Genomic DNA, 19,220 nt, shown 5'->3' on the forward strand with positions numbered 1-19,220 from the left:
CATCCCTACGACCAGGATACGCTCAGTAAAAAAATGTCACACTCGCCAAATGTAGGAGTTCAACTTTGCCATCTCAAAAAATTAATCGCGCAGTCGGTAGACAGCAATTTCTCTGCCTTTTTCCAAATCGCCCATTAGGACCGTGCTGACATCTTTCACTGTAAAAGCTGATGTAATGAGCGCATCTGTACGCCTCGATAGAAGCGCCAACGTCCACCCCCTTCAAAGGATGATATTTTTACGGCATCTTATTAGCGAGGCTATCGTTAATTAAAAGTATAAAAAAAAGCGATCGGGCATTGAGAGAGGTTATAGGTCTTTCCAGGTTTCAAAACGCTCTTGGATCTTGGGCCATTCCGGAGACGCTTTGAGCTCCAGGATAAGGCGTTCGTGTAAAGTTGCTTGAACCAGGTGTTGCCATCGCTGCTTTTCCAGTTTCACATGCATGGTGCTGCGCAAATCTTCCATGATTACTGCGCCAGCTGCTGCAAAGCGCCGGCGAGCCCTGCACCAAAATTTATCGGATGAATTGTATTGATATAGCGGCACAATCGGTAACCGGTGCTTACACCACAGATGCCACAGTGCGCCCAAGCCTATACCCTTTCGCTGCAGCGCTGGAATGACTTCGATCATATTGATGTACAGCCGATCACCGAGCGGATTGATGCAGTAATTTATGTAGCCGACGTAACTTTCACCCATTTCAATATCATCCAAATATTCAATACCTGGAAAAACAAAATGATCTCGCTGGGAGGTTTGTCGACGATTTATTAAATGCACACAAGCAGCCTGCTTATCTAAAACCTTTGACGCACGCGTTTGAATAAAAACGCGAACCGGCTCAAAAATCGACATACTTTCTATTTTCCTGAGAACTCGTGACTATAATTTGTTAGCATTTATCAAGTATTGCTTAAGGCACTTCAGAAAAAGTCGTTAATTGATCAAACTAACAAAAATTTTTGGATATCAATTAACACCACCAAGAACTATATTTAATTGAGAGCCTTAGAGAGATCATACCCATAACCCACCTCAATTAGACGAAAAGCAATGAGCAATAGGTAATACGTAGTACAATGGTTAAATCCCTCATATATCTATATGCAATCATGGCCTCCTAGCGAGGAAATAAATATTATTCCCTCTAAAGAAATGACACTCAAAATACACAATTGAATTTGAGACTGATGGTAAATAGCTAATAAAATTTTATCACCGGATCAAAACAACTTTCCGTGACGGATCATGATTTGCATCAACCTGCAAATGCGATTAAATCGCTGCGTTATAATTTAAAATGGCCAACAAGCTTGTTGAAAGATATTGCCAGCTTCGATAGTTCCTGACTCGAGGCGCTAGTTTGATTTGCTCCAGCTGCAGTCTGAGAAGATAAGTCCTGTATGTTAACAAGATTCCTGTCGATCTCTCTAGCAACTTGTGCTTGTTCTTCGGCTGCGCTTGCAATCACTAAGTTTTGTTCATTTATTCTATTCACACCTTCACTGATTTTCTCCAGCGCTAATCCTGCTTCAGTCGCTAAAGACTGAGTGCTCAATACAAGACTGCGGCTCTTACCCATAGCGCTGACAGCCTCATCGGCACCATCACGTACCCGACTGATCATAAGCTCAATTTCTCCAGTTGATGCCTGAGTCCGATGTGCTAGGGCTCGTACCTCATCGGCAACTACTGCGAAACCTCTACCCTGCTCACCAGCACGAGCTGCTTCGATAGCGGCATTCAATGCGAGAAGATTGGTTTGCTCAGCTATTCCTCGGATAACGTCTAAAACTTTAGTTATCTCATGTATTTGAGAGGCTAGGTCTTCTACAAGTTTGGTGGAATCAGTAATTACGATGGTGACGCTATCAATGCCAGCTACTGCTTGTTGGACCTGTTTTTGACCCTTGCTAGCTTCATCAGCTGTCTGACTTGAAATCATAGATGTACTTACAGCGTTGCGAGCAACTTCTTCGACTGCGGCAGTCATCTCTGTCACCGCAGTTGCTGCTTGCTGGATCTCACCGTTCTGAGTTGCAAGACCTCGAGTACTATCGTCTGTAACGGCTGTTAGCTCCTCAGCCGCGGATGCCAACTGAGCGGCGGCATCTGCAATCTGACGGACAGTTCCGATAAGATTATCTTGCATATTTGAAAGAGACTGCAAAAGCTGGCCGGTTTCATCTGTACTACTGTACTCGATAACTTGCGTTAGGTCTCCCTTAGCTACTCGACTCGCACCTGCTACAGACTTGTATATAGGGCTTGTGATTAATTTCGTCATAAACACACCCAATCCAATAGCGAGCATGACTGCAATTAGACAGCCTACAGCCCGAGCCCAAGTAAGATCCGAATAAACCTTATTAATATTCTGTCTAGATTCAGCCATCTGGCGGGTGTTGGATGCAAATATGTCAGCAATATCTTTATTTACTTTAACAAATTGCTCCGAAACATCAGTTAAAACGATTTTTTTTGCGAGATCAATGTCACCCTTTTTCAGCGCGGCAAAACTACTTTCAACAGCTTTGGTGTAAGCGGGCCAGTCGCTATCATAATTCGATGCAGCGATAGTCTCATCTTGCTGCATTGGGGTTGCTCGGTATTTTTTAAATGACTCCTCAGCTTGCGCCTTATTATTTTTATAAGCTTTAAAAAGTGACTCTAGTTCATCGGCACCAGAGCTCGTAGATGCTAAAGCAATAGCTTTGTAAATATCACGATTGGTGGCGACAGCATTTATATTAGTCTGCTGGACGAATCCCACAGACACAACAATATTCCCAACAATATTGTCTACCTGAGCATTCAGCGTGGAAAGGCCAGACTGACCCAAAACAGCCATTACGATTGTAATGATTGCACATGCGCCAAATGCCGATAGTAATTTCGCCTTTAATTTCATGTTCTTTATTACTGACATATATTTGCCACTCTTTTTTTAAAAAAGCCTTATAGGCTACTATTTAGTTCAGCATGCATAGATATGCACATAAAAACCTATTGCCTGAATCGATCAGAATTAAGCATGCCTCGCTCCACATCTTTTAAAACATCAAGCTTTGCAATAAGCTCATTCTTTGCGAGGTTGTACTCAGCAGCGTTATAACCCTCACAATCCTCAATGCAGTGTGTAAGACTTAACGCGGCCTCAACATTCTGGATTAAAAGCTTAATGCTTTCCGCTAGAAGCTTTTCCATTCGCAACGTCTGCTCCAGCACGCGACTCATATCTCTACGTGCAATCCTATGCATCAACCTACGTCTGACTACGTTATCAACATCAACATCATCATGAGTTTTCGATACAGCTAATTCAATTTTTTGATATGCCAGCTCTAAACTTTGGACAGTGATCAATGCCGAGTTCACATGTACAGAAAAGTCCTTCGACAAATCAATAAACTGCTGAACTGTATTCTCACAGCGCTGTACGTTCACAGTAAAAGCCTCACTAAGCATCACCGGTATGACTAATAAATTTTTTGCACAGATGACATTGAATAATTGAAATCATCAAATACATGTATAAGGCTAGGTACGAGAATAATTTCGTCAGACAATTTTCTTTAAAATTTTCGCTCTCTGGCATTGCGGTGAGACTAAACGACTTCAGCGTATGTCATTGCGACAGAGGAATAATATTTTTGCGTTTTTTTTAATTTTGCGCTTTTTTTGAATTACCTGTTCGATCTAAAGCATTTTAAGGCGCCCCTTACTCCTTCCTATCCAATGCTGGAACGAGTGCGCACTTGTGCAAACACGGCTGATTTGCATTCTCGAAATCACGTCATGCAAGAGTTTTTCTTTGAAAAACCTATGAAAATTGGATCCAAAAACCATGCCTTATCGCGCGGATATGATTTCAACAACATGCAACAATTTTCTTCGTTTCTTAACAAAAATTTAATTGACACGCGACCATCTTGACTATTACCTGAGAACTCACTAAGGCTTTGAGCTATAGAAAATGAACGATGCGATTTTCTCTGCATGTAGATTATCTACAGAGGATTCAGCAAGTGAATTCTTCAGCAAATTTCGCTGCAAAATTGACATAATCAAATCTTCGAACAAATTTGATTATTCTACAGCAACTTGCAAAATTGGTAATACTAGTGTCAGTCGCTCTTCAAGTTTGACAGGTTGGAGTTTCGAACAAAAGCCTGAGTTTGACGGGTTATTAATACAAACACTTGACGCAGGACGTTTAACTTGGGGCACACCGAAAAACAAATATGAGTCGAGGATAGGCTCTGTTTTCGTGATTGATCAAAGAGATCTCATTTTTTCGAAGTTTTCCCCTATGTCTAATTACACTACTATCTTTATTCAGCATGAAGATATTTTTCAGTGCCTGAAAACCTTGCTTGATCACCCCCCTAAGTCAAAAATACATTTTAAGAACTCTATTACTGCTGATTGGGTAGGAAGGTTTTTAGCTAATCTTGCCGACACTGCATTATCGCTCTCAGGAAATTATTGCTTAGCTGAAGGTCCATTTCTCTCCCACCTCAAAGAAAGCCTGATTAGCTTCGCCATTTACAATATTGAAAACAACTACTCTCAGTTAGTGCGTTCACCTGACAGTGCTGTCATACCTAAACCGCATAGCATTAAGAGCACTATCGAATATATTGACTCACACTATTCAGAAGCGCTAACCAGTCATCAACTTTCTACGCAAGCCAATATTAGTATACGAGGTTTGCAGGCGGGGTTCAAAAAATACCAAGGAACTACAATTAACAGTTACATACGTGAAGTCCGACTACTTAACGCTAGGAAAATGATTTTTGACTCAAGTTTGCTTTTGACCACTAAACAAATCGCTTTAGCTTGCGGTTTTTCAAACTACTACCTTTTTTGCAAATATTATTCATTAAGATTTTCTGAGCATCCTCAGGACTCCAACAAGCGACTGCGCGCGTCAAGTCTATTGTTAGAGTGACAATAGTTGATCTTGAAGCAATAGAGCGCTTAAGAAGTTAGACTTAAGAATATAAAACATGCAGGTCACCCCCCCCGTGACCTGCATGAAGTTGCAACTTCAGTAACTTTGCTTATCCGAGTTGTGAGCGGCAAGCTGAAAGTGGAAGTAGGTCATATATTGTAATTTACGCAACCAGTCAATGTAATCTAAGTCTGCCTGGTAGTTTTCTGACTTTGCTCCGTTAGCTCGCAGGAGTCCTTCAGAAAATAATTAACGAAGATTAGCGCCTATCCAAGGAGGCATTGAGGGCTGGCAGACGAAAAAACCATGTGTATTGGAATATGTATTTTCTACTGCGTTTAACCGAACGATCTGGGAGGGTGTTCTCGTTTTCGCGCGAGGATACCCATGAAGCTATCACGCCCATCTCGAACCATTTCAATACTCGGTGCCTGCCTGGTCGTTCTGGCGGGCATGCTGGGCTATGAGCATCATCAACTAACCAAACTCAGCACCAGCTTGGCTGCGACTGCAGACAAAGAGTCGCTCGATGCGTTGTTGACGCGGCTGGGCAAAGTCGATGAGCGACTGGACACGGTAGCCGGCAAACACCTGGTGACCAATGAGGACTTCCGAGCCGGGCAGCAGGCTTTGTCGAATCGAATTGATGCCGCACAAGCGTATGCGAAGCAGGCAACGGAGGCAGCGAAAGATATCTCTCAAAATGCTGCGTCTGCTGGGGAATTGGTAGTCCTCAAAGCTAGCGTCGAAACACTCGATAGCCGTCTTCAAGAACTCAGTCAGTCACGAATCAAACAAACCACTGCTGCTCCCCTCAAGCCCAAACCTAAGCCCGTTGTTCGCCAAACAAAGCGGCCAACACCGCCCGCTACCACCACTGTCACGCCGCAAACACCCCCTTTTACCGTTGTCGGTATCGAGTATCGCGGCGGAGAACGCTTTTTGTCCGTAGCACCGCCTGGCAGCACGCAGTTGAATCAAATTTACCTAATCCGACCTGGTGACGCTGTGGCGGGCACCGCCTGGCGCCTCAACGCTCTGGACGGAAGATCCGCACGCTTTGACGTGGCCGGAACACCTCAAACCGTAACCGTCGCGCAATAGGACCTCCTTTATGCACTCCCCTACCACTTCCTCGAAAACAATGAAGCCCAGGAACATTTTGGGTTTCATTGCAGGCTTGGCCACCTTCGCGTTTGCACACGGCTGTAATGCGGCCTCGGGGCAATCAACGTCGATCTCGAACAGTCAGAACAGTGAAGTTCACACCTCTTCTCAAGGGGCCAGTCAGACAGAAATCGCCCGCGAATGGGGTTTAACCCCCCAAGAATGGTCCCGTTTTCAAACTCTGATGGAGGGTCCTCGCGGAATCTATTCGCCAGGCCTGGATCCTCTGACAGCACTTGGCATCGAAGCGAAGTCGGAGGAGGAGCGCCGACGCTATGCAGAGCTGCAGGTGCGAGCCGAGCGGCAGCGTATCGATAAGGAACTGGCGTACCAGAGAGCCTATGACCAAGGCTTCGCACGTCTTTACCCCAATGAAAAAGTCATCCAACTATCGTCCAACCCTGCATCTGCTCCTGGCTCGGGAGCGTTAAGTGCTGTGAAAGGCACTGGACGACTGGCCGTTTTTGTTCAAGACAGTTGCAACGCATGTATTGACCGCGTCAAAGACTTACAAAACAAGAAACAGTCCTTTGATCTGTATTTCGTTGGCAGTCAAGGTGATGACGAAATAATTCGCCGCTGGGCCATCTTGGCCGGCGTCGAACCCGCCAGCGTGCGAAGCCGACAAATCACACTGAATCACGATGCAGGTCGATGGCTTGGCCTTGGACTCGGCGGTGAGCTGCCGGCCGTGGTACGCGAGGTGAATGGACAATGGCAGCGTTTGTAATTCGCGCGGCTTTAACGGCGGGGCTACTGCTTACTGCGGCATTTGCTAACGGTGCCGAGGTTCCGCCGCCGGCCTATCAGTTGATTGCCCTGCCATCTGGCGTTCCGTCCGAGGTCCTGTACTCCGTTGCACTGCAAGAGAGCGGCACCCGACTTCGCGGCCAGATCGTCCCCTGGCCCTGGACGTTGAATGTCGCCGGCGCCGGATATCGCTTTGCGACACGCAGCGATGCTTGCAGAGCGTTGATGATCGCCCTTCAGACCGCAGGGCCAAATAGAGTCGACGTCGGGCTTGGACAAACCAACATCGGTGCCAACGGCCACCGTTATAGCTATCCCTGCGAAGGGCTGGATCCGTACAAAAACCTCTCGGTTACGGCCCAGATCCTGGCTGAGCAAAAAGCCAAAGGAGGCGACTGGATCACCGCTGCTGGTCGATACCACCGCCCTGCCGGAGGCGAACCCGCTGCCCGATACCGACGAGCTTTTGCCAAACACCTCAGCCGGGTCACCGGTATCAACCTGATGGCGAATAATCCATGAATAGATTGCTGCATCTGCCTGTTTTGCTGTCTTTGGCCTCCCCCATGGCAGTGCATGCCACCTCGCTGATTGTTGTTGAAGACCGAGGGGGGGTTTCCGCTCTGCCCTACTACCAGGACTTGGCTCCAGAACCTACCGAGCAGTCAGCACAGTCAGAGAATATTGGTGTGCGTGGGCAAGGCTCGTTTCCAGTGCGCTCTGACCAACTGACACCCGGGCAGGTCCAGGGCCGCGTAATCAATGCACCTGGCCTGCAACCATTGTTTCTTGTAGGCGACGATGAAAGCTCCAGAAAGTGGTTATCACTGCGTCGCGATCAGTTACAGCAACTGCAGGCAGTTGGCCTTGTGGTTAACGTGGCCAGCGCCGAGCGGTTTGCCGAAATCCAACGATTGGCAGGAAATCTACAGTTGGTCCCGGCACCATCAAATGATCTGGCACAGCGCCTGGGAGTCCAGCATTACCCGCTGCTGATCACTGCCACAACGATCCAGCAGTGACCAGAGTATGGCCTCTCTTACGCACATCACCTTGGTTATCAAGCAACCGGATGACCCACGAGCAGGCCAGTTGCTTTTTGAACAAGTCACCTATGTCGCCAAGCTCTATGGCGGCACCGTCATCGCTCGCGTACCTGGTGACGAGGTGGAGCTATGTCAGCGGCTGAAAGAACGCCTGCCCGAAGCAGTTGAGCAAGCGAGGCAAGAGTTGGCCAATTCATCATCACGCATCAAAGGAGGATCCCGGCCACATGAAACTGACCAAGAAGCAACGCTGCGAGCTTCACGCTAAATTCGCGGGCCATTGCGCATACTGCGGTGTGCTGTTGGGTGACCGGTGGCATGCGGACCACAAGGAAGCAGTATGGCGAGAACCTGAAAGGGTGAACGGCAAGTACACCGGCGCCATCATTTTGGGGCTGCCGGAGAACCACTCCATCAGCAACATGATGCCCGCGTGCGTGCCGTGTAACTTGAGCAAGGCAGCGATGCCATTGGAGGTCTGGCGAAAGCGCATTGCTGATCACGTCAACTCCCTCAACAGCTACCACCCCATATACCGCCTGGCAAAGTCCTATGGGCTGATCGTTGAGACAGGCAAGCCAGTCGTTTTCCATTTCGAAACAGTGGGGCCACTGTCCCCGTTCACTCATAGGAAGTGATCCATGGCCACCTCCTACACCATTGAGTCGTTACTACGCCCTGCCGTCGAGCTGTACACAGTTTGCGTATGTGTCGCTGCGGCGTTGCTTTGTATTTTCGCGCCATGGGCGGTCGCTCTGACGCCATTATTCGGCATGGTTGCCGGTACAGGCTTTCTGGGTCTGGGATTCGTCCGCCTCAAGCAGGCATTGGTGGTGCTGCGTTACCGACGCAATATTCGGCGCCTGCCCCACTACACCATGACCAGCAAAGACATGCCGGTCAGCAATGAGCGGCTATTCATCGGTAAAGGCTTTCGCTGGACCCAAAAACATACTCAGCGGCTGATGGAGACTTACCTCCCAAAATACGCCGAGTATGTCGAGCCCACCTCTATCTATACCTTTGCTCGCAGAATTGAAGAGCGTTTGGAGTTCGCGCCCTTTCCACTCAAATTGCTGTCAAAGGCTACCTTGTGGGATGTGCCATTCAACCCGGCGCGTCCACTCCCTCCAGTCGGGGGCCTACCGCGCTTGCACGGTATAGAGCCGAACGAAGCGGATGTCAGCCTGCCACTGGGTGAGCGGGTTGGACACTCCCTTGTATTGGGGACTACTCGTGTTGGAAAAACCCGCCTGGCAGAGTTGTTTATCACCCAAGACATCAGACGTACCCGCCGCAGCTCCCGGCGCCGCGTTCGGATGGGGCGTCGTGTGCAACCCGTTCATCGAAGCCAGCGCAATGTAGAAATGAACCTGGACCGCGAAGTGGTGATTGTCTTCGATCCTAAAGGCGATGCAGACCTCCTGAAGCGCATGTACATCGAATGCAAGCGCGCAAACCGATTGGAGGAGTTCTACGTGTTCCACCTAGGCTGGCCCGATCACTCCGCGCGCTACAACGCCGTCGGCCGGTTTGGTCGGATCTCGGAGGTTGCAACCCGCATTGCCGGCCAACTTTCCGGGGAAGGCAATTCCGCGGCATTCCGGGAATTCGCCTGGCGTTTCGTCAACATCATTGCGCGCGCCCTAGTGGCACTGGGACGTCGGCCGGACTATGAACAGATCCTCAAGCATGTGACAAACATTGACGCGCTGTTCATCGAGTATGCGCAGAAGCACTTTGCTGAAAATGATCCCAAAGCCTGGCAAACCATCGTTGAGCTGGAAGGAAAGATCGATCGTAAGAATCTCAGTTTCGCCATGAAGGACCGACCGCTACGCGTGGTGGCCCTGGACATGTACCTCACTCAGCAACGCATCTCCGACCCAGTGATGGAGGGTCTGCGATCAGCCGTACGCTATGACAAAACCTATTTCGACAAGATCGTGGCCAGCCTTCTGCCATTGCTGGAAAAACTGACCACAGGCCGGATTGCAGAGCTGCTATCTCCCGACTACATGGATCTTGAGGATCCACGCCCAATCTTTGACTGGATGCAGATCATCCGCAAACGGGCAGTGGTCTATGTAGGCCTGGATGCCTTGTCCGATACCGAGGTTGCTGCGGCCGTGGGCAACTCGATGTTTAGCGACCTGGTGTCAGTAGCGGGCCACATATACAAATTCGGCATCGATGATGGCTTACCTGGGGCCACCGGTGGCAAGGTGGCGATTAACGTGCATGCGGACGAGTTCAACGAACTGATGGGCGATGAATTCATACCGATGATCAACAAAGGCGGTGGTGCCGGCCTGCAGGTCACGGCCTACACCCAAACCATGAGCGATATTGAGGCAAAAATCGGTAACCGGGCTAAAGCTGGCCAAGTCATTGGTAACTTCAACAACCTGTTCATGTTACGTGTACGTGAGACTGCAACCGCCGAGCTGCTGACTAACCAGTTGCCCAAGGTCCAGGTGTTTACCAGTACACCTGCGAGCAGTGCAAATGACGCTATTAACGGCAACACCGCTTTCACCTCTAACACTCACGATCAGATCCAAAGTGTCAGCGTACCGATGATCGAACCGGCGCATGTGGTTGCCCTACCCAAGGGGCAATGCTTTGCCCTGATTGAGGGCGGGAATTTGTGGAAGATTCGTATGCCGTTGCCGGCAAGCGATCCCGATGAAGTGATGCCCAAGGATCTTCAGGCTTTGGTTGAGGGCATGCGTAAAGGATCCGGAACCAGCAGCGACTGGTGGCAAGCGCCGGGATATGACGCATTAAGTGAGTCGCTTCCTGATGACTTGGTAGACGACTTCCGCCAGATGGCCAATAACGGAAAAGCCGCATAGGCTTGAAGGTACAGAGCAATGGCCGATATCGCGGAAAAAGCCCAGCGCCAACAGGAAGGTCAAAAAAACTTCCTGGGTATGCTGTTCTCTACCCCTTTTCATTTCCTGGGGGTGATGTTCGGTTCCTTGCTCGGGGCCATCGTCGTTGAATGGCTTTGCATGTACACGTTTTGGCCGGATGCCGGCTGGAAACACGCTCAGCAGATGTTCCAACACGAACTGGGCTGGCTGTCTCAGGATCTGCTGCACAGCGTTGTCATCAAAGAACCGGGGCGTACGGCAACCTGGCTGGCACAAACGGTCTATGACTGGCTGATGGTGAAAACCGGCATGCAGGACAACATAAATGCATTGACACAGTACGCTCGCTCAACATCACCACAACAAACGGGAACCTTGAACCTTCGCTTCGAACTCGGTCGGGCGATGATCAAATTCCAGGATTATGGCTTAGCCGCGCTATACACAGTCCTGACCTTCTGCGTGCGGATGGTCATTCTGACGTTGACGATTCCACTGTTCGCCCTGGCGGCGTTCACTGGCTTGGTCGATGGCCTGGTGCGGCGTGATCTACGAAAATTCGGCTCCGGCCGCGAGTCAAGTTACCTGTATCACAAAGCCCGGGGGACGATCATTCCGCTGACCATCGTGCCCTGGACGGTCTACCTGGCCATCCCCATCAGCATTAGCCCCCTTTTGATTCTGTTGCCCTGCGCCGTGCTGTTGGGTGTGTCCGTTTACATCACCGTCTCAAGCTTCAAAAAATACCTTTAGGGGCTGCCCATGCAGTGGACTCAAGAACAGCAGCCCATCACCCATTCCACGGCTGACAAGCTGCTGATTCTGGCTTTTGCCGGTACAGGCAAAACCCACACCTCACCATGCGTCCCCTCCCTCCGAGAAGTCCCCTAGTAATGGTGGTTCCTGCGAATGGTCGCAATGGATCGACTGTAGCCATTTGCGACAGGCAGCAATCGGCCAAAAGCAGCCGTGCACAAAAAACACCTTCTAGCTGGAATATGGCCACCTTGCTTAAGAAGCAGTGGTCACTGGATCGCGTAATTTCCAGATCACAAAAAAACTGAGGTACTGCATCCATTCCGAACGCCGCCACGTATATCAAACACGGACAGACCTTCCTGGCCGAATCTCCTCATAAAGGATCATCGCGATGAAAAGCATTTCGATCAAAACGCCATTGATAGTCGGCCTCCTGACCTTGGCGGCAGGTAGCGGCTTAGTGTTCAACGCGGCACAGGCAGCGACGATGAGCCACGACAGCGTAATGGTAGGCGGGCAAAGCATGTTGCCGAGCAAGGACATCGTTGATAACGCAGTAAATTCCGCAGATCACACGACCCTGGTCGCCGCTGTCAAAGCTGCCGGTCTAGTCGACACTCTCAAGGGCAAAGGTCCCTTTACCGTGTTCGCACCGGTCAATTCAGCCTTTACTGCTTTGCCCGCCGGAACCGTCGATACGTTGCTGAAGCCGGAAAACAAGGCAACCCTTAGCAAGATCCTCACTTACCACGTTGTGAGCGGCAAACTGGACATGGCCACCCTTGCCGAAAAGATCAAGGCCGGTGGCGGTAAGGCCGAACTTACCACTGTCTCAGGAGGCAAGCTGTGGGCAATGATGAATGGCCCGCACAACATCACCATCAAAGACGAGAAGGGTAACGTCGCCGACATCACCACCTATGACGTGTACCAGTCGAACGGTGTGATACAGGTCATCGATAAGGTGCTGATGCCGAAAAGTTGACTGACATCGCCGCTCGCCATCCGCAGGATTGGCGAGTTTTCCGAGGAGCCCACCCGTGAATGGAACAACAGCGCGCTGTGGGCTAACCTCTGGCTGCAATCGACATTTAGCACCTCACGACTTAATCGTTTGGAGAAAGGCTATTCCAATCGCCGACATCGACCAACTCAAACACCTTTTAGCCCAGTGCTCCCTGGGTGATCGACGCGCATTTGAAACGCTGTATCGTAGCGTGAGTCCGCGCTTGCACGGAGTGGCTTTGCGGCTCATGGGACGTTCGGATCTCGCTGAAGAGGTGCTGCAGGAAAGTTTTGTGCGCATTTGGAACAATGCTTCACGCTACCAATCCCACCTGTCCGCGCCGATGACCTGGATGATCAGCATAACGCGAAACCAGGCCATCGACCAATTGCGAAAATATCGCGACCGTCCGCTGAATGATCTCGACGCGCAGATGTTGGTCGATGACAGCCCCTCGGCACATGAGCAACTGAACAGTTCCCGTGAGGCCAGCACATTACATCGGTGCCTGGATAAGCTAGAAGGGATGCAACGCCAGTCGATCACCATTGCCTACTTTGGGGGACTCTCCTGTTCAGAGTTGGCCGAACACCTTTCAGCACCGCTAGGGTCGGTGAAGTCTTGGATACGCCGGGGCATGGAGCATCTGCGCAGGTGCCTTGAGTCATGAACTACCAAACTCCAAGTATGCGTCGCGCACTTGCCGCCGACTATGCCATCGGGTTGATGCCGCACACCGCACGCCGGCGCTTTGAGCAACTTTTACTAAAAGACTCGGAACTTCGCGCGGAACTTGCGCAATGGCAGGAATGCCTCATGAGCCTCACTGAGGCTCTGCCTGAACAACCTGTACCGGATCGTGTTTGGCGCAAAGTTACGGCTCGCATAGATCCGCAAACAATGCAGCTGCCTATGAAACGGCCTCTCTGGAACTGGCTCCGAATGACGATCGCAGCATGTTCACTCGTAGCAGCAGTATCGCTAAGCGTTATCTACAGCCGTGACGATGTACGCTACGGTGCCACGTTGTATAGCGCTGACGCACAGTCTTGGATGAGCATTGAAACGCGAGAGGACTACCTGAGAATCAAACCGCAGGCGTTAGCGAAAGTTGAAAAGGGTCGTAGCCTGCAAATGTGGCTTATTCCGCTAAGTGGCAAACCCGTGTCCCTTGGGGTGATACCGCCAGGTGGAGATGGGGAGATTAAGTTGGCCAGCGCGCAGAAAGCTCTCATGGGTGAGTCAAGCACTTTGGCCGTCAGTCTTGAACCCGATGGCGGATCGCCGACAGGACAGCCGACAGGTCCGGTGCTTTACCAGGGCGCGCTTACGGTACTGTAACTCCGTGGCGGTAAGTCTTTAAATCTTTTCGTGAGTAAACGACTCAATGATCGGTCGTCCAGAGTTCGAAGCCAGCTCAACCGACTCATGAGTAGTGAACGGCAGCTTCTGGCCGATTGCTGCCTGTCGTAACTGGCAGCAATCGGCCATCAGCAGTCATTGGTATCAAGATATTGGTTGGGGTCAAGAGGAAATTAAGCTTTCCTATTTTCCGCCGCGTGCTTGCTGGGCGAGTCGGATGGTCTCGACAATATCCGCATCCTTGAAGCCGACTGCTTCGACCACACGGCGAAATATGCCTGGCAACCATGCAACTAAAGTATTGCGCTTGGGAATAATCACAGTGTCACAACGACGCTCGATACCCTTGACGATGCTGACGATGACATCATCGAGTCCAATCATTTTCCATAGCCCCCTCTCGTTTCCGCCCCAGACCTTGTTCCCGACTGGATCAGCTTGTACAGCATCCATCATTGGGGTCCTGAAAAATGTCGGGTGCACGCATCCTACGCCGACCCCAAGATGACGTACCTCAAGTCGGACACTGTCGCACAGCGCCCAGACCCCCGCCTTGCTAGCCGCATAGTGACCGCTGAGCGGGCCATGGATGAATGCAGCCATTGATGAGATCGCCATGAGATAGCCCTTACGCTCCTTCACGTAAGGCAGCACCGCACGGAACGTACGGAAGACACCATTGAGGTTGATGTCGGTGTGGCGCTCGAATAGACGAGGTTCCATAGTGGCCATGGAGTCGACGACGTAGATGCCTGCGCCGGCAATCACCACATCGATTCCGCCAAAATGCTGAACGACCGAAGCCATGGCTGTTTCGACGCTATCCAGAGAACAGACATCTGCTTGCCAGCCAGCTGCGACATCGGTTCCGCCCAGCTCACGAGCCTTCTCATCTACAACCGCGCCATCGAGGTCAAGCAGCGCGATCCGGGCGCCTTTGGCGCGAAGCGCCTTGGCCAGAGCCAACCCAAGGCCGCCGGCACCGCCCGTGATAGCCACCACGCGGCCGTTGAGCACGTAGGGTTTCATTGCTGCTCTCCTGAGCGGGGCAGTTGCCCCTGCGCAAAACTGCCTATGGCCTGTAGCGCATTTGCCGCTGAACGCAGGTAGAACGCTTGCAATTGAAAGACGTGCCACCGCGTCATGTAGATCTCCACACGACAATCGACTCCGCTACAGATGGCGTGCTCGGCTAAGCGAGTGGAGTCGGACAGCAGCAACTCATCGTCGCCGACCTGAACCATCATCGGCGGTAGCCCTTTCAGGCTGACCTGCAGCGGCTGCTCCATCAGCTCACCGGCATACCACCTCAACCCCTGCTCCAGCCAGCCTCGACTGATCATCGGATCTTGCTTTTTGCGCGAGGACATAGAGGTGCCGCTAAGACGTGGGTCGACCATCGGCGACATCAATAACAGCGCGCCGGCAAAGCGAACGTATATGTCGCGTAGTTTTAGCGCCAGGCACAGCGCCAACGAAGCTCCGGCTGAATCACCCGCCAGGAAAATCCGTGAGGGTGTATAGCCCTGAGCCCTCAGCGCCTCGTAGCAGAGCAACGCATCATCGAGCCCCGCAGGACACGGATTCTCCGGTGCCAATCGATAATCAACCACCCACACCGACATACCCGAGCTCCTGGCAAGACGGCTTGTAATGCTCCAGTGAGTATGCGGCGACCCCACACAAAACGCCCCACCGTGCAAATACAGGATCACCCCACCGTTTTCGCCTTGCTTAGGAGCAACTACTTGCACCGGTACGTTATTGACCAATTGACGATACTGAAACACACCTTGCGTACCCGGCATCAATGCCGACAACACGCGCACCACTTTACGCTGCGCCGCAGCGCTCAAGCCCGGACCGATCAGTGAACGGAATGTGGTGCGCAAAAACAGCCTTAAGAACCCAGCACTCAGCTTTTCCTTTAGCCCCGTGGGGGCTGCTATGGTCGAACCACCGTCGAACGGACGGCTGAAACGATAGGTGTGCAAGCCTGAAAAACGAGTTAACCCGCGATAGCTGAGTGTGAAACCCGGCCAGTTAGTGCTGTTATTACCGGAGGCATCGACGTACCAGCTTTTGCAGCCGCTCCATACCGTAGCGGCCAGGCGCTGCTGAGTACGCCTGTGGAAGCGTTGATACACGCTCGAATCAACTTCGACAGTATTGGCACCCGTGTCCTTGAGCATACGCCAGCAACGCATGACATGAGAAATCTGACTCTCCAGCATATAAACGATTGAGTTGTGCCCCAAATTGGTGTTCGGTCCGTACAACATGAAGAAGTTCGGAAACTCGGGCACAGTCAACCCAAGATAGGCACGCGTACCATTGCGCCAGGCATAGTTCAGGTCCACCCCCCCACGTCCGACGATACGCATCGGCGCCAGGAACTTGGTTGCCGCAAAACCGGTGCCGTAGATGATCGCGTCCACCTCATGTCGCTCACCGTCAACGGTCTCAATACCGCTCTCGTTGACCCGCGCAATTCCCTGCGTCACCAGCTCCACATTGGACCGGCTCATGGTCTTGAAGTACTCGCTGGACAGTAGAATACGTTTGCAGCCGTACGGATAATCCGGCGTCAACTTCTGTCGCAACGACGGATCGCGCACTTGCTCGGCCAGTAATCGACGAAACGGGACCCCCACCGCCCACTTCATCAGGCCTTTGAAACGGGTGAAGGCCAGCGCGCGTGATTCGTAGCGCAGATAGATTAGAGCGCGGTAGGCGCGCATAAACCCCGGCATTCTGAGAAAAAGCGACTTTTCCCTTTCGGAGTAGGCGCGGTCCGGCCGTGGCATCAGGTGCGCCGGCGAACGCTGGAAGACTTTCAGGTGCCCGACAGTTGCGGCAATCGCCGGTACGAACTGAATCGCCGACGCACCGGTACCGACCACCGCCACCCGCTTACCGGCCAACGGATAATCATGGTCCCAGGTCGCTGAATGGAACACATGGCCCTTGAAGCGCTCCATACCCGACAGCGCGGGGAATGCCGGACGGCTGAGCTGGCCGGTACCACTGATCAACAGGGAAGCACTCAGCACCTGGCCGTCTTTTAGAATCACACGCCAGAGCGAGTTGGCTTCATCGAATTCAGCGGACAACACTTCAGCGCCAAAACGAATGGAGGGATGCAACCCGTACTTCTCTGTGCAACGACGCAGATAGGCATGAATTTCGGCCTGGGGTGCGAACACCCGGCTCCATTCCGGGTTCGGTTCGAACGAGAACGAGTACAAATGCGAAGGCACATCACACGCGGCACCGGGGTAACTGTTGTCCCTCCAGACGCCGCCAACATCGAGTTTCTTCTCCAGGATCAGAAAGTCCTTCACCCCTGCCTTTTGAAGGGCCACGGCCATACCTATGCCGGCAAACCCCGTACCGATGATAATGGCGCTCAGGGGCTTGTCCGCTTGATTATCGACTTGCGCTTCAGGCTGTGACATGAGGCACCTCTTTAGCAGCGACGGAGTTTTCGAAACGGGCGGACGAATGCGTCTGCGGGAGACCACGAATCAAGTCCACGGCCTTCTCGGCGATCATGATCGTAGGCGCATTGGTGTTGCCGCCAATCAGGGTCGGCATAATTGATGCGTCGACGATGCGCAGAGCTTGCAAGCCGTGTACGCGCAGTTGAGCGTCGACCACGGCCAATGGATCATCGCCCATTCGGCACGTGCCCACGGGGTGATAGACGCTATCGGTGCGCTCACGCAGCAGAGTGCGAATCTGCTCATCGGTTTCGACCCCTTCGGTGTACAGGGTCCGTGTGATCCACTTGGCCAGTGAAGGAGCCTGCATCAGACGACGGGTGAGTTTGAATGCCGCGACCATGTCTTCGAGATCCTGCGGATCTTTCAGAAACGCCGGATCGATCAGCGGTGCCGCTTGTGGATCGTTACTCGCCAACGTAACGCTGCCGCGACTACGCGGGCGTAATAGACAGACGTGGCACGATAACCCGTGCCCCATGCGCAAGGTACGCGCATGGTCTTCGACCGGGGCAACGACAAAATGCAATTGGATATCCGGTTTGTCTAATGTGTCGCAGGTTTTGAGAAACGCTCCCCCTTCAGCGAAGTTAGAGGTGAGCATGCCGCGACGCTCTTGGCGAAATCTCCAGATCTCCTTCAATATTTTCAGGCAGCCGCCCAGGGAAACGCCCATGGCGTCGAGGCTGTTTGTCTTGTAGACGAAGACAAAATCCGGATGATCCTGCAGGTTTTGCCCGACCCCCGGCAGTTCGTGCAACAACGGGATGCCATGGCGCTGCAACTCCACCTTCGGCCCCACGCCGGAGAGCATCAATAACTGCGGGGTCTGGAACGCACCTGCGGCAAGGATCACTTCACGCCGAGCTCGAAGGACGTAAACCTGTCCGTGTTGCAACACCTCCACACCCACAGCACGAGTACCTTCGAACAGAATGCGTTGCACTTGGGCGCGGGTTTCAACGCTCAGGTTATCGCGCACGCCAATGTGGGGCAGCAGATAAGCGCGTGCCGCACTGTAGCGCTCGCCATGTTTTTGCGTGACTTGATAGGCACCGACCCCCTCCTGCTCTGCCCCATTAAAGTCGTCGTTGAGCGGCAACCCGGTCTCGCGGGCAGCCTCCAGAAAACGTTGCTGAAAGGGGTTGTCGGAGCGCAAATCGCTGACCCATAGCGGCCCGTCTCTGCCGTGCCAGGCATCATCAAGGCGCTCGTTATGCTCACTGCGCAGGAAATACGGTAAGACGTCCTTGTACCCCCAGCCAGGATTGCCCAGAGAAGCCCAATGGTCGTAATCCCACTGATGCCCACGCACGTAAATCATGGCGTTGATCGACGAAGAGCCGCCCAACGTCTTGCCTCGCGGCTGATACCCCGTACGTCCTAGCAGCGCGGCCTGCGCAACAGTGTCGAAGGCCCAGTTGTTCACCTTGGTCGGTACCATGGCCACTGTCGCAGCAGGAATACGGACCAGACTGGACCGTCCCTCCCCTCCCGCTTCCAGCAAGCAGACGCTGGTGTCCGGATCTTCGGACAACCGTCCGGCCGCCACGCAACCAGCGGAACCTCCGCCGACGACAATGAAATCGAAAGTCTTTTTCATGGTTGTTATTCCTTGGGCAAGGCAGAGCGGCGTTTGCGGCTTCGCAAACGCGCGACCTGGCTTGACCAGGCGCTGCGGTGACCTTTTATTGTTGTTGGAACGGCGAACCGTGCGACTCAATGGTGACGCGCCTTGTTAAAGATCCGAATGCTGCAACGGGACAACTACTTTATTATTTG

18 protein-coding genes and 1 pseudogene are annotated in these 19,220 nt (G+C 52.2%); 12 read left to right on the plus strand and 7 right to left on the minus strand.

The annotated features are described in order from the left end of the window. Positions 1–309: 309 nt before the first annotated feature. The 4 genes and pseudogenes from BFP96_RS04255 to BFP96_RS04265 form a co-directional block, all read right to left on the minus strand. Positions 310–861 (minus strand): GNAT family N-acetyltransferase, encoded by a 552-nt coding sequence (locus BFP96_RS04255; protein WP_065935675.1) that lies wholly within the window; start codon positions 859–861, stop codon positions 310–312. A gap of 433 nt (positions 862–1,294) precedes the next feature. Continuing rightward, positions 1,295–2,158 (minus strand): methyl-accepting chemotaxis protein, encoded by an 864-nt coding sequence (locus tag BFP96_RS31665; RefSeq protein WP_371914761.1) that lies wholly within the window; start codon positions 2,156–2,158, stop codon positions 1,295–1,297. Further along, a pseudogene (locus BFP96_RS31670) lies at positions 2,156–2,935 on the minus strand (MCP four helix bundle domain-containing protein); the annotation flags it as partial. The pseudogene BFP96_RS31670 and the gene BFP96_RS31665, both read right to left, overlap by 3 nt. 77 nt (positions 2,936–3,012) lie before the next feature. Continuing rightward, positions 3,013–3,453 (minus strand): hypothetical protein, encoded by a 441-nt coding sequence (locus BFP96_RS04265; RefSeq protein ID WP_130138602.1) that lies wholly within the window; start codon positions 3,451–3,453, stop codon positions 3,013–3,015. 529 nt (positions 3,454–3,982) lie between these two features. Here BFP96_RS04265 and BFP96_RS28780 point away from each other — a divergent pair. The 12 genes from BFP96_RS28780 to BFP96_RS04320 all read left to right on the plus strand — a co-directional run bounded on the left by BFP96_RS28780 (position 3,983) and on the right by BFP96_RS04320 (position 13,914). Beyond that, complete coding sequence (locus BFP96_RS28780; RefSeq protein ID WP_083216580.1) at positions 3,983–4,963, plus strand: helix-turn-helix domain-containing protein; 981 nt, start codon at positions 3,983–3,985, stop codon at positions 4,961–4,963. A 390-nt stretch (positions 4,964–5,353) separates the two neighbouring features. Then, positions 5,354–6,070, plus strand: a complete 717-nt coding sequence (locus BFP96_RS04270) for a methyl-accepting chemotaxis protein (RefSeq protein ID WP_065935678.1) — start codon at positions 5,354–5,356, stop codon at positions 6,068–6,070. Positions 6,071–6,110: 40 nt separating this feature from the next. Then, positions 6,111–6,863 (plus strand): TIGR03759 family integrating conjugative element protein, encoded by a 753-nt coding sequence (locus tag BFP96_RS28785; protein ID WP_130138608.1) that lies wholly within the window; start codon positions 6,111–6,113, stop codon positions 6,861–6,863. Then, positions 6,848–7,405 (plus strand): lytic transglycosylase, encoded by a 558-nt coding sequence (locus tag BFP96_RS04285; protein ID WP_065935681.1) that lies wholly within the window; start codon positions 6,848–6,850, stop codon positions 7,403–7,405. Before BFP96_RS28785 ends, BFP96_RS04285 begins: the two co-directional genes overlap by 16 nt. Then, entirely contained in the window at positions 7,402–7,905 is a 504-nt protein-coding gene (locus BFP96_RS04290; protein ID WP_065935682.1) for an integrating conjugative element protein, read from the plus strand. Before BFP96_RS04285 ends, BFP96_RS04290 begins: the two co-directional genes overlap by 4 nt. A 7-nt stretch (positions 7,906–7,912) precedes the next feature. Further along, on the plus strand, positions 7,913–8,197 hold the full coding sequence (locus BFP96_RS30050; protein ID WP_130138601.1) for a hypothetical protein: 285 nt from the start codon (positions 7,913–7,915) through the stop codon (positions 8,195–8,197). Then, on the plus strand, positions 8,157–8,567 hold the full coding sequence (locus BFP96_RS04295) for an HNH endonuclease (protein ID WP_065935683.1): 411 nt from the start codon (positions 8,157–8,159) through the stop codon (positions 8,565–8,567). The genes BFP96_RS30050 and BFP96_RS04295 overlap by 41 nt, the downstream gene beginning before the upstream one ends. Positions 8,568–8,570: 3 nt before the next feature. Continuing rightward, positions 8,571–10,787, plus strand: coding sequence for a type IV conjugative transfer system coupling protein TraD (gene traD / locus BFP96_RS04300; RefSeq protein ID WP_065935684.1), 2,217 nt, complete (start codon positions 8,571–8,573; stop codon positions 10,785–10,787). 18 nt (positions 10,788–10,805) lie between these two features. Beyond that, the gene (locus BFP96_RS04305) at positions 10,806–11,561 is read left to right on the plus strand and encodes a TIGR03747 family integrating conjugative element membrane protein (protein ID WP_065935685.1); all 756 of its coding nucleotides are present in this window, start codon (positions 10,806–10,808) and stop codon (positions 11,559–11,561) included. Positions 11,562–11,958: 397 nt separating this feature from the next. Further along, on the plus strand, positions 11,959–12,552 hold the full coding sequence (locus BFP96_RS04310) for a fasciclin domain-containing protein (RefSeq protein ID WP_012724510.1): 594 nt from the start codon (positions 11,959–11,961) through the stop codon (positions 12,550–12,552). 55 nt (positions 12,553–12,607) lie between these two features. After that, positions 12,608–13,243 carry a sigma-70 family RNA polymerase sigma factor gene (locus BFP96_RS04315; RefSeq protein WP_043205415.1) on the plus strand — a complete coding sequence of 212 codons (636 nt, stop codon included), beginning with the start codon at positions 12,608–12,610 and terminating at the stop codon, positions 13,241–13,243. Further along, positions 13,240–13,914 carry an anti-sigma factor gene (locus tag BFP96_RS04320; RefSeq protein WP_012724508.1) on the plus strand — a complete coding sequence of 225 codons (675 nt, stop codon included), beginning with the start codon at positions 13,240–13,242 and terminating at the stop codon, positions 13,912–13,914. The genes BFP96_RS04315 and BFP96_RS04320 overlap by 4 nt, the downstream gene beginning before the upstream one ends. Before the next feature lie 204 nt (positions 13,915–14,118). Here the strand turns inward: BFP96_RS04320 and BFP96_RS04325 are convergent, their stop codons facing one another. Genes BFP96_RS04325 through BFP96_RS04335 form a run of 3 tightly spaced genes read right to left on the minus strand, consistent with a single transcriptional unit; the run spans position 14,119 to position 19,041 of the window. Beyond that, positions 14,119–14,964, minus strand: a complete 846-nt coding sequence (locus BFP96_RS04325; RefSeq protein ID WP_015371099.1) for an SDR family NAD(P)-dependent oxidoreductase — start codon at positions 14,962–14,964, stop codon at positions 14,119–14,121. Beyond that, positions 14,961–17,393: a flavin-containing monooxygenase gene (locus BFP96_RS04330; protein ID WP_043205928.1), complete on the minus strand. Its 2,433-nt coding sequence runs from the start codon at positions 17,391–17,393 to the stop codon at positions 14,961–14,963. The genes BFP96_RS04325 and BFP96_RS04330 overlap by 4 nt, the downstream gene beginning before the upstream one ends. Then, positions 17,380–19,041: a GMC family oxidoreductase gene (locus tag BFP96_RS04335; protein WP_065935686.1), complete on the minus strand. Its 1,662-nt coding sequence runs from the start codon at positions 19,039–19,041 to the stop codon at positions 17,380–17,382. The genes BFP96_RS04330 and BFP96_RS04335 overlap by 14 nt, the downstream gene beginning before the upstream one ends. Positions 19,042–19,220 lie beyond the last annotated feature (179 nt).

The organism is Pseudomonas sp. 34 E 7, from assembly GCF_900005715.1.
Classification (GTDB): Bacteria; Pseudomonadota; Gammaproteobacteria; order Pseudomonadales; family Pseudomonadaceae; genus Aquipseudomonas; species Aquipseudomonas orientalis_A.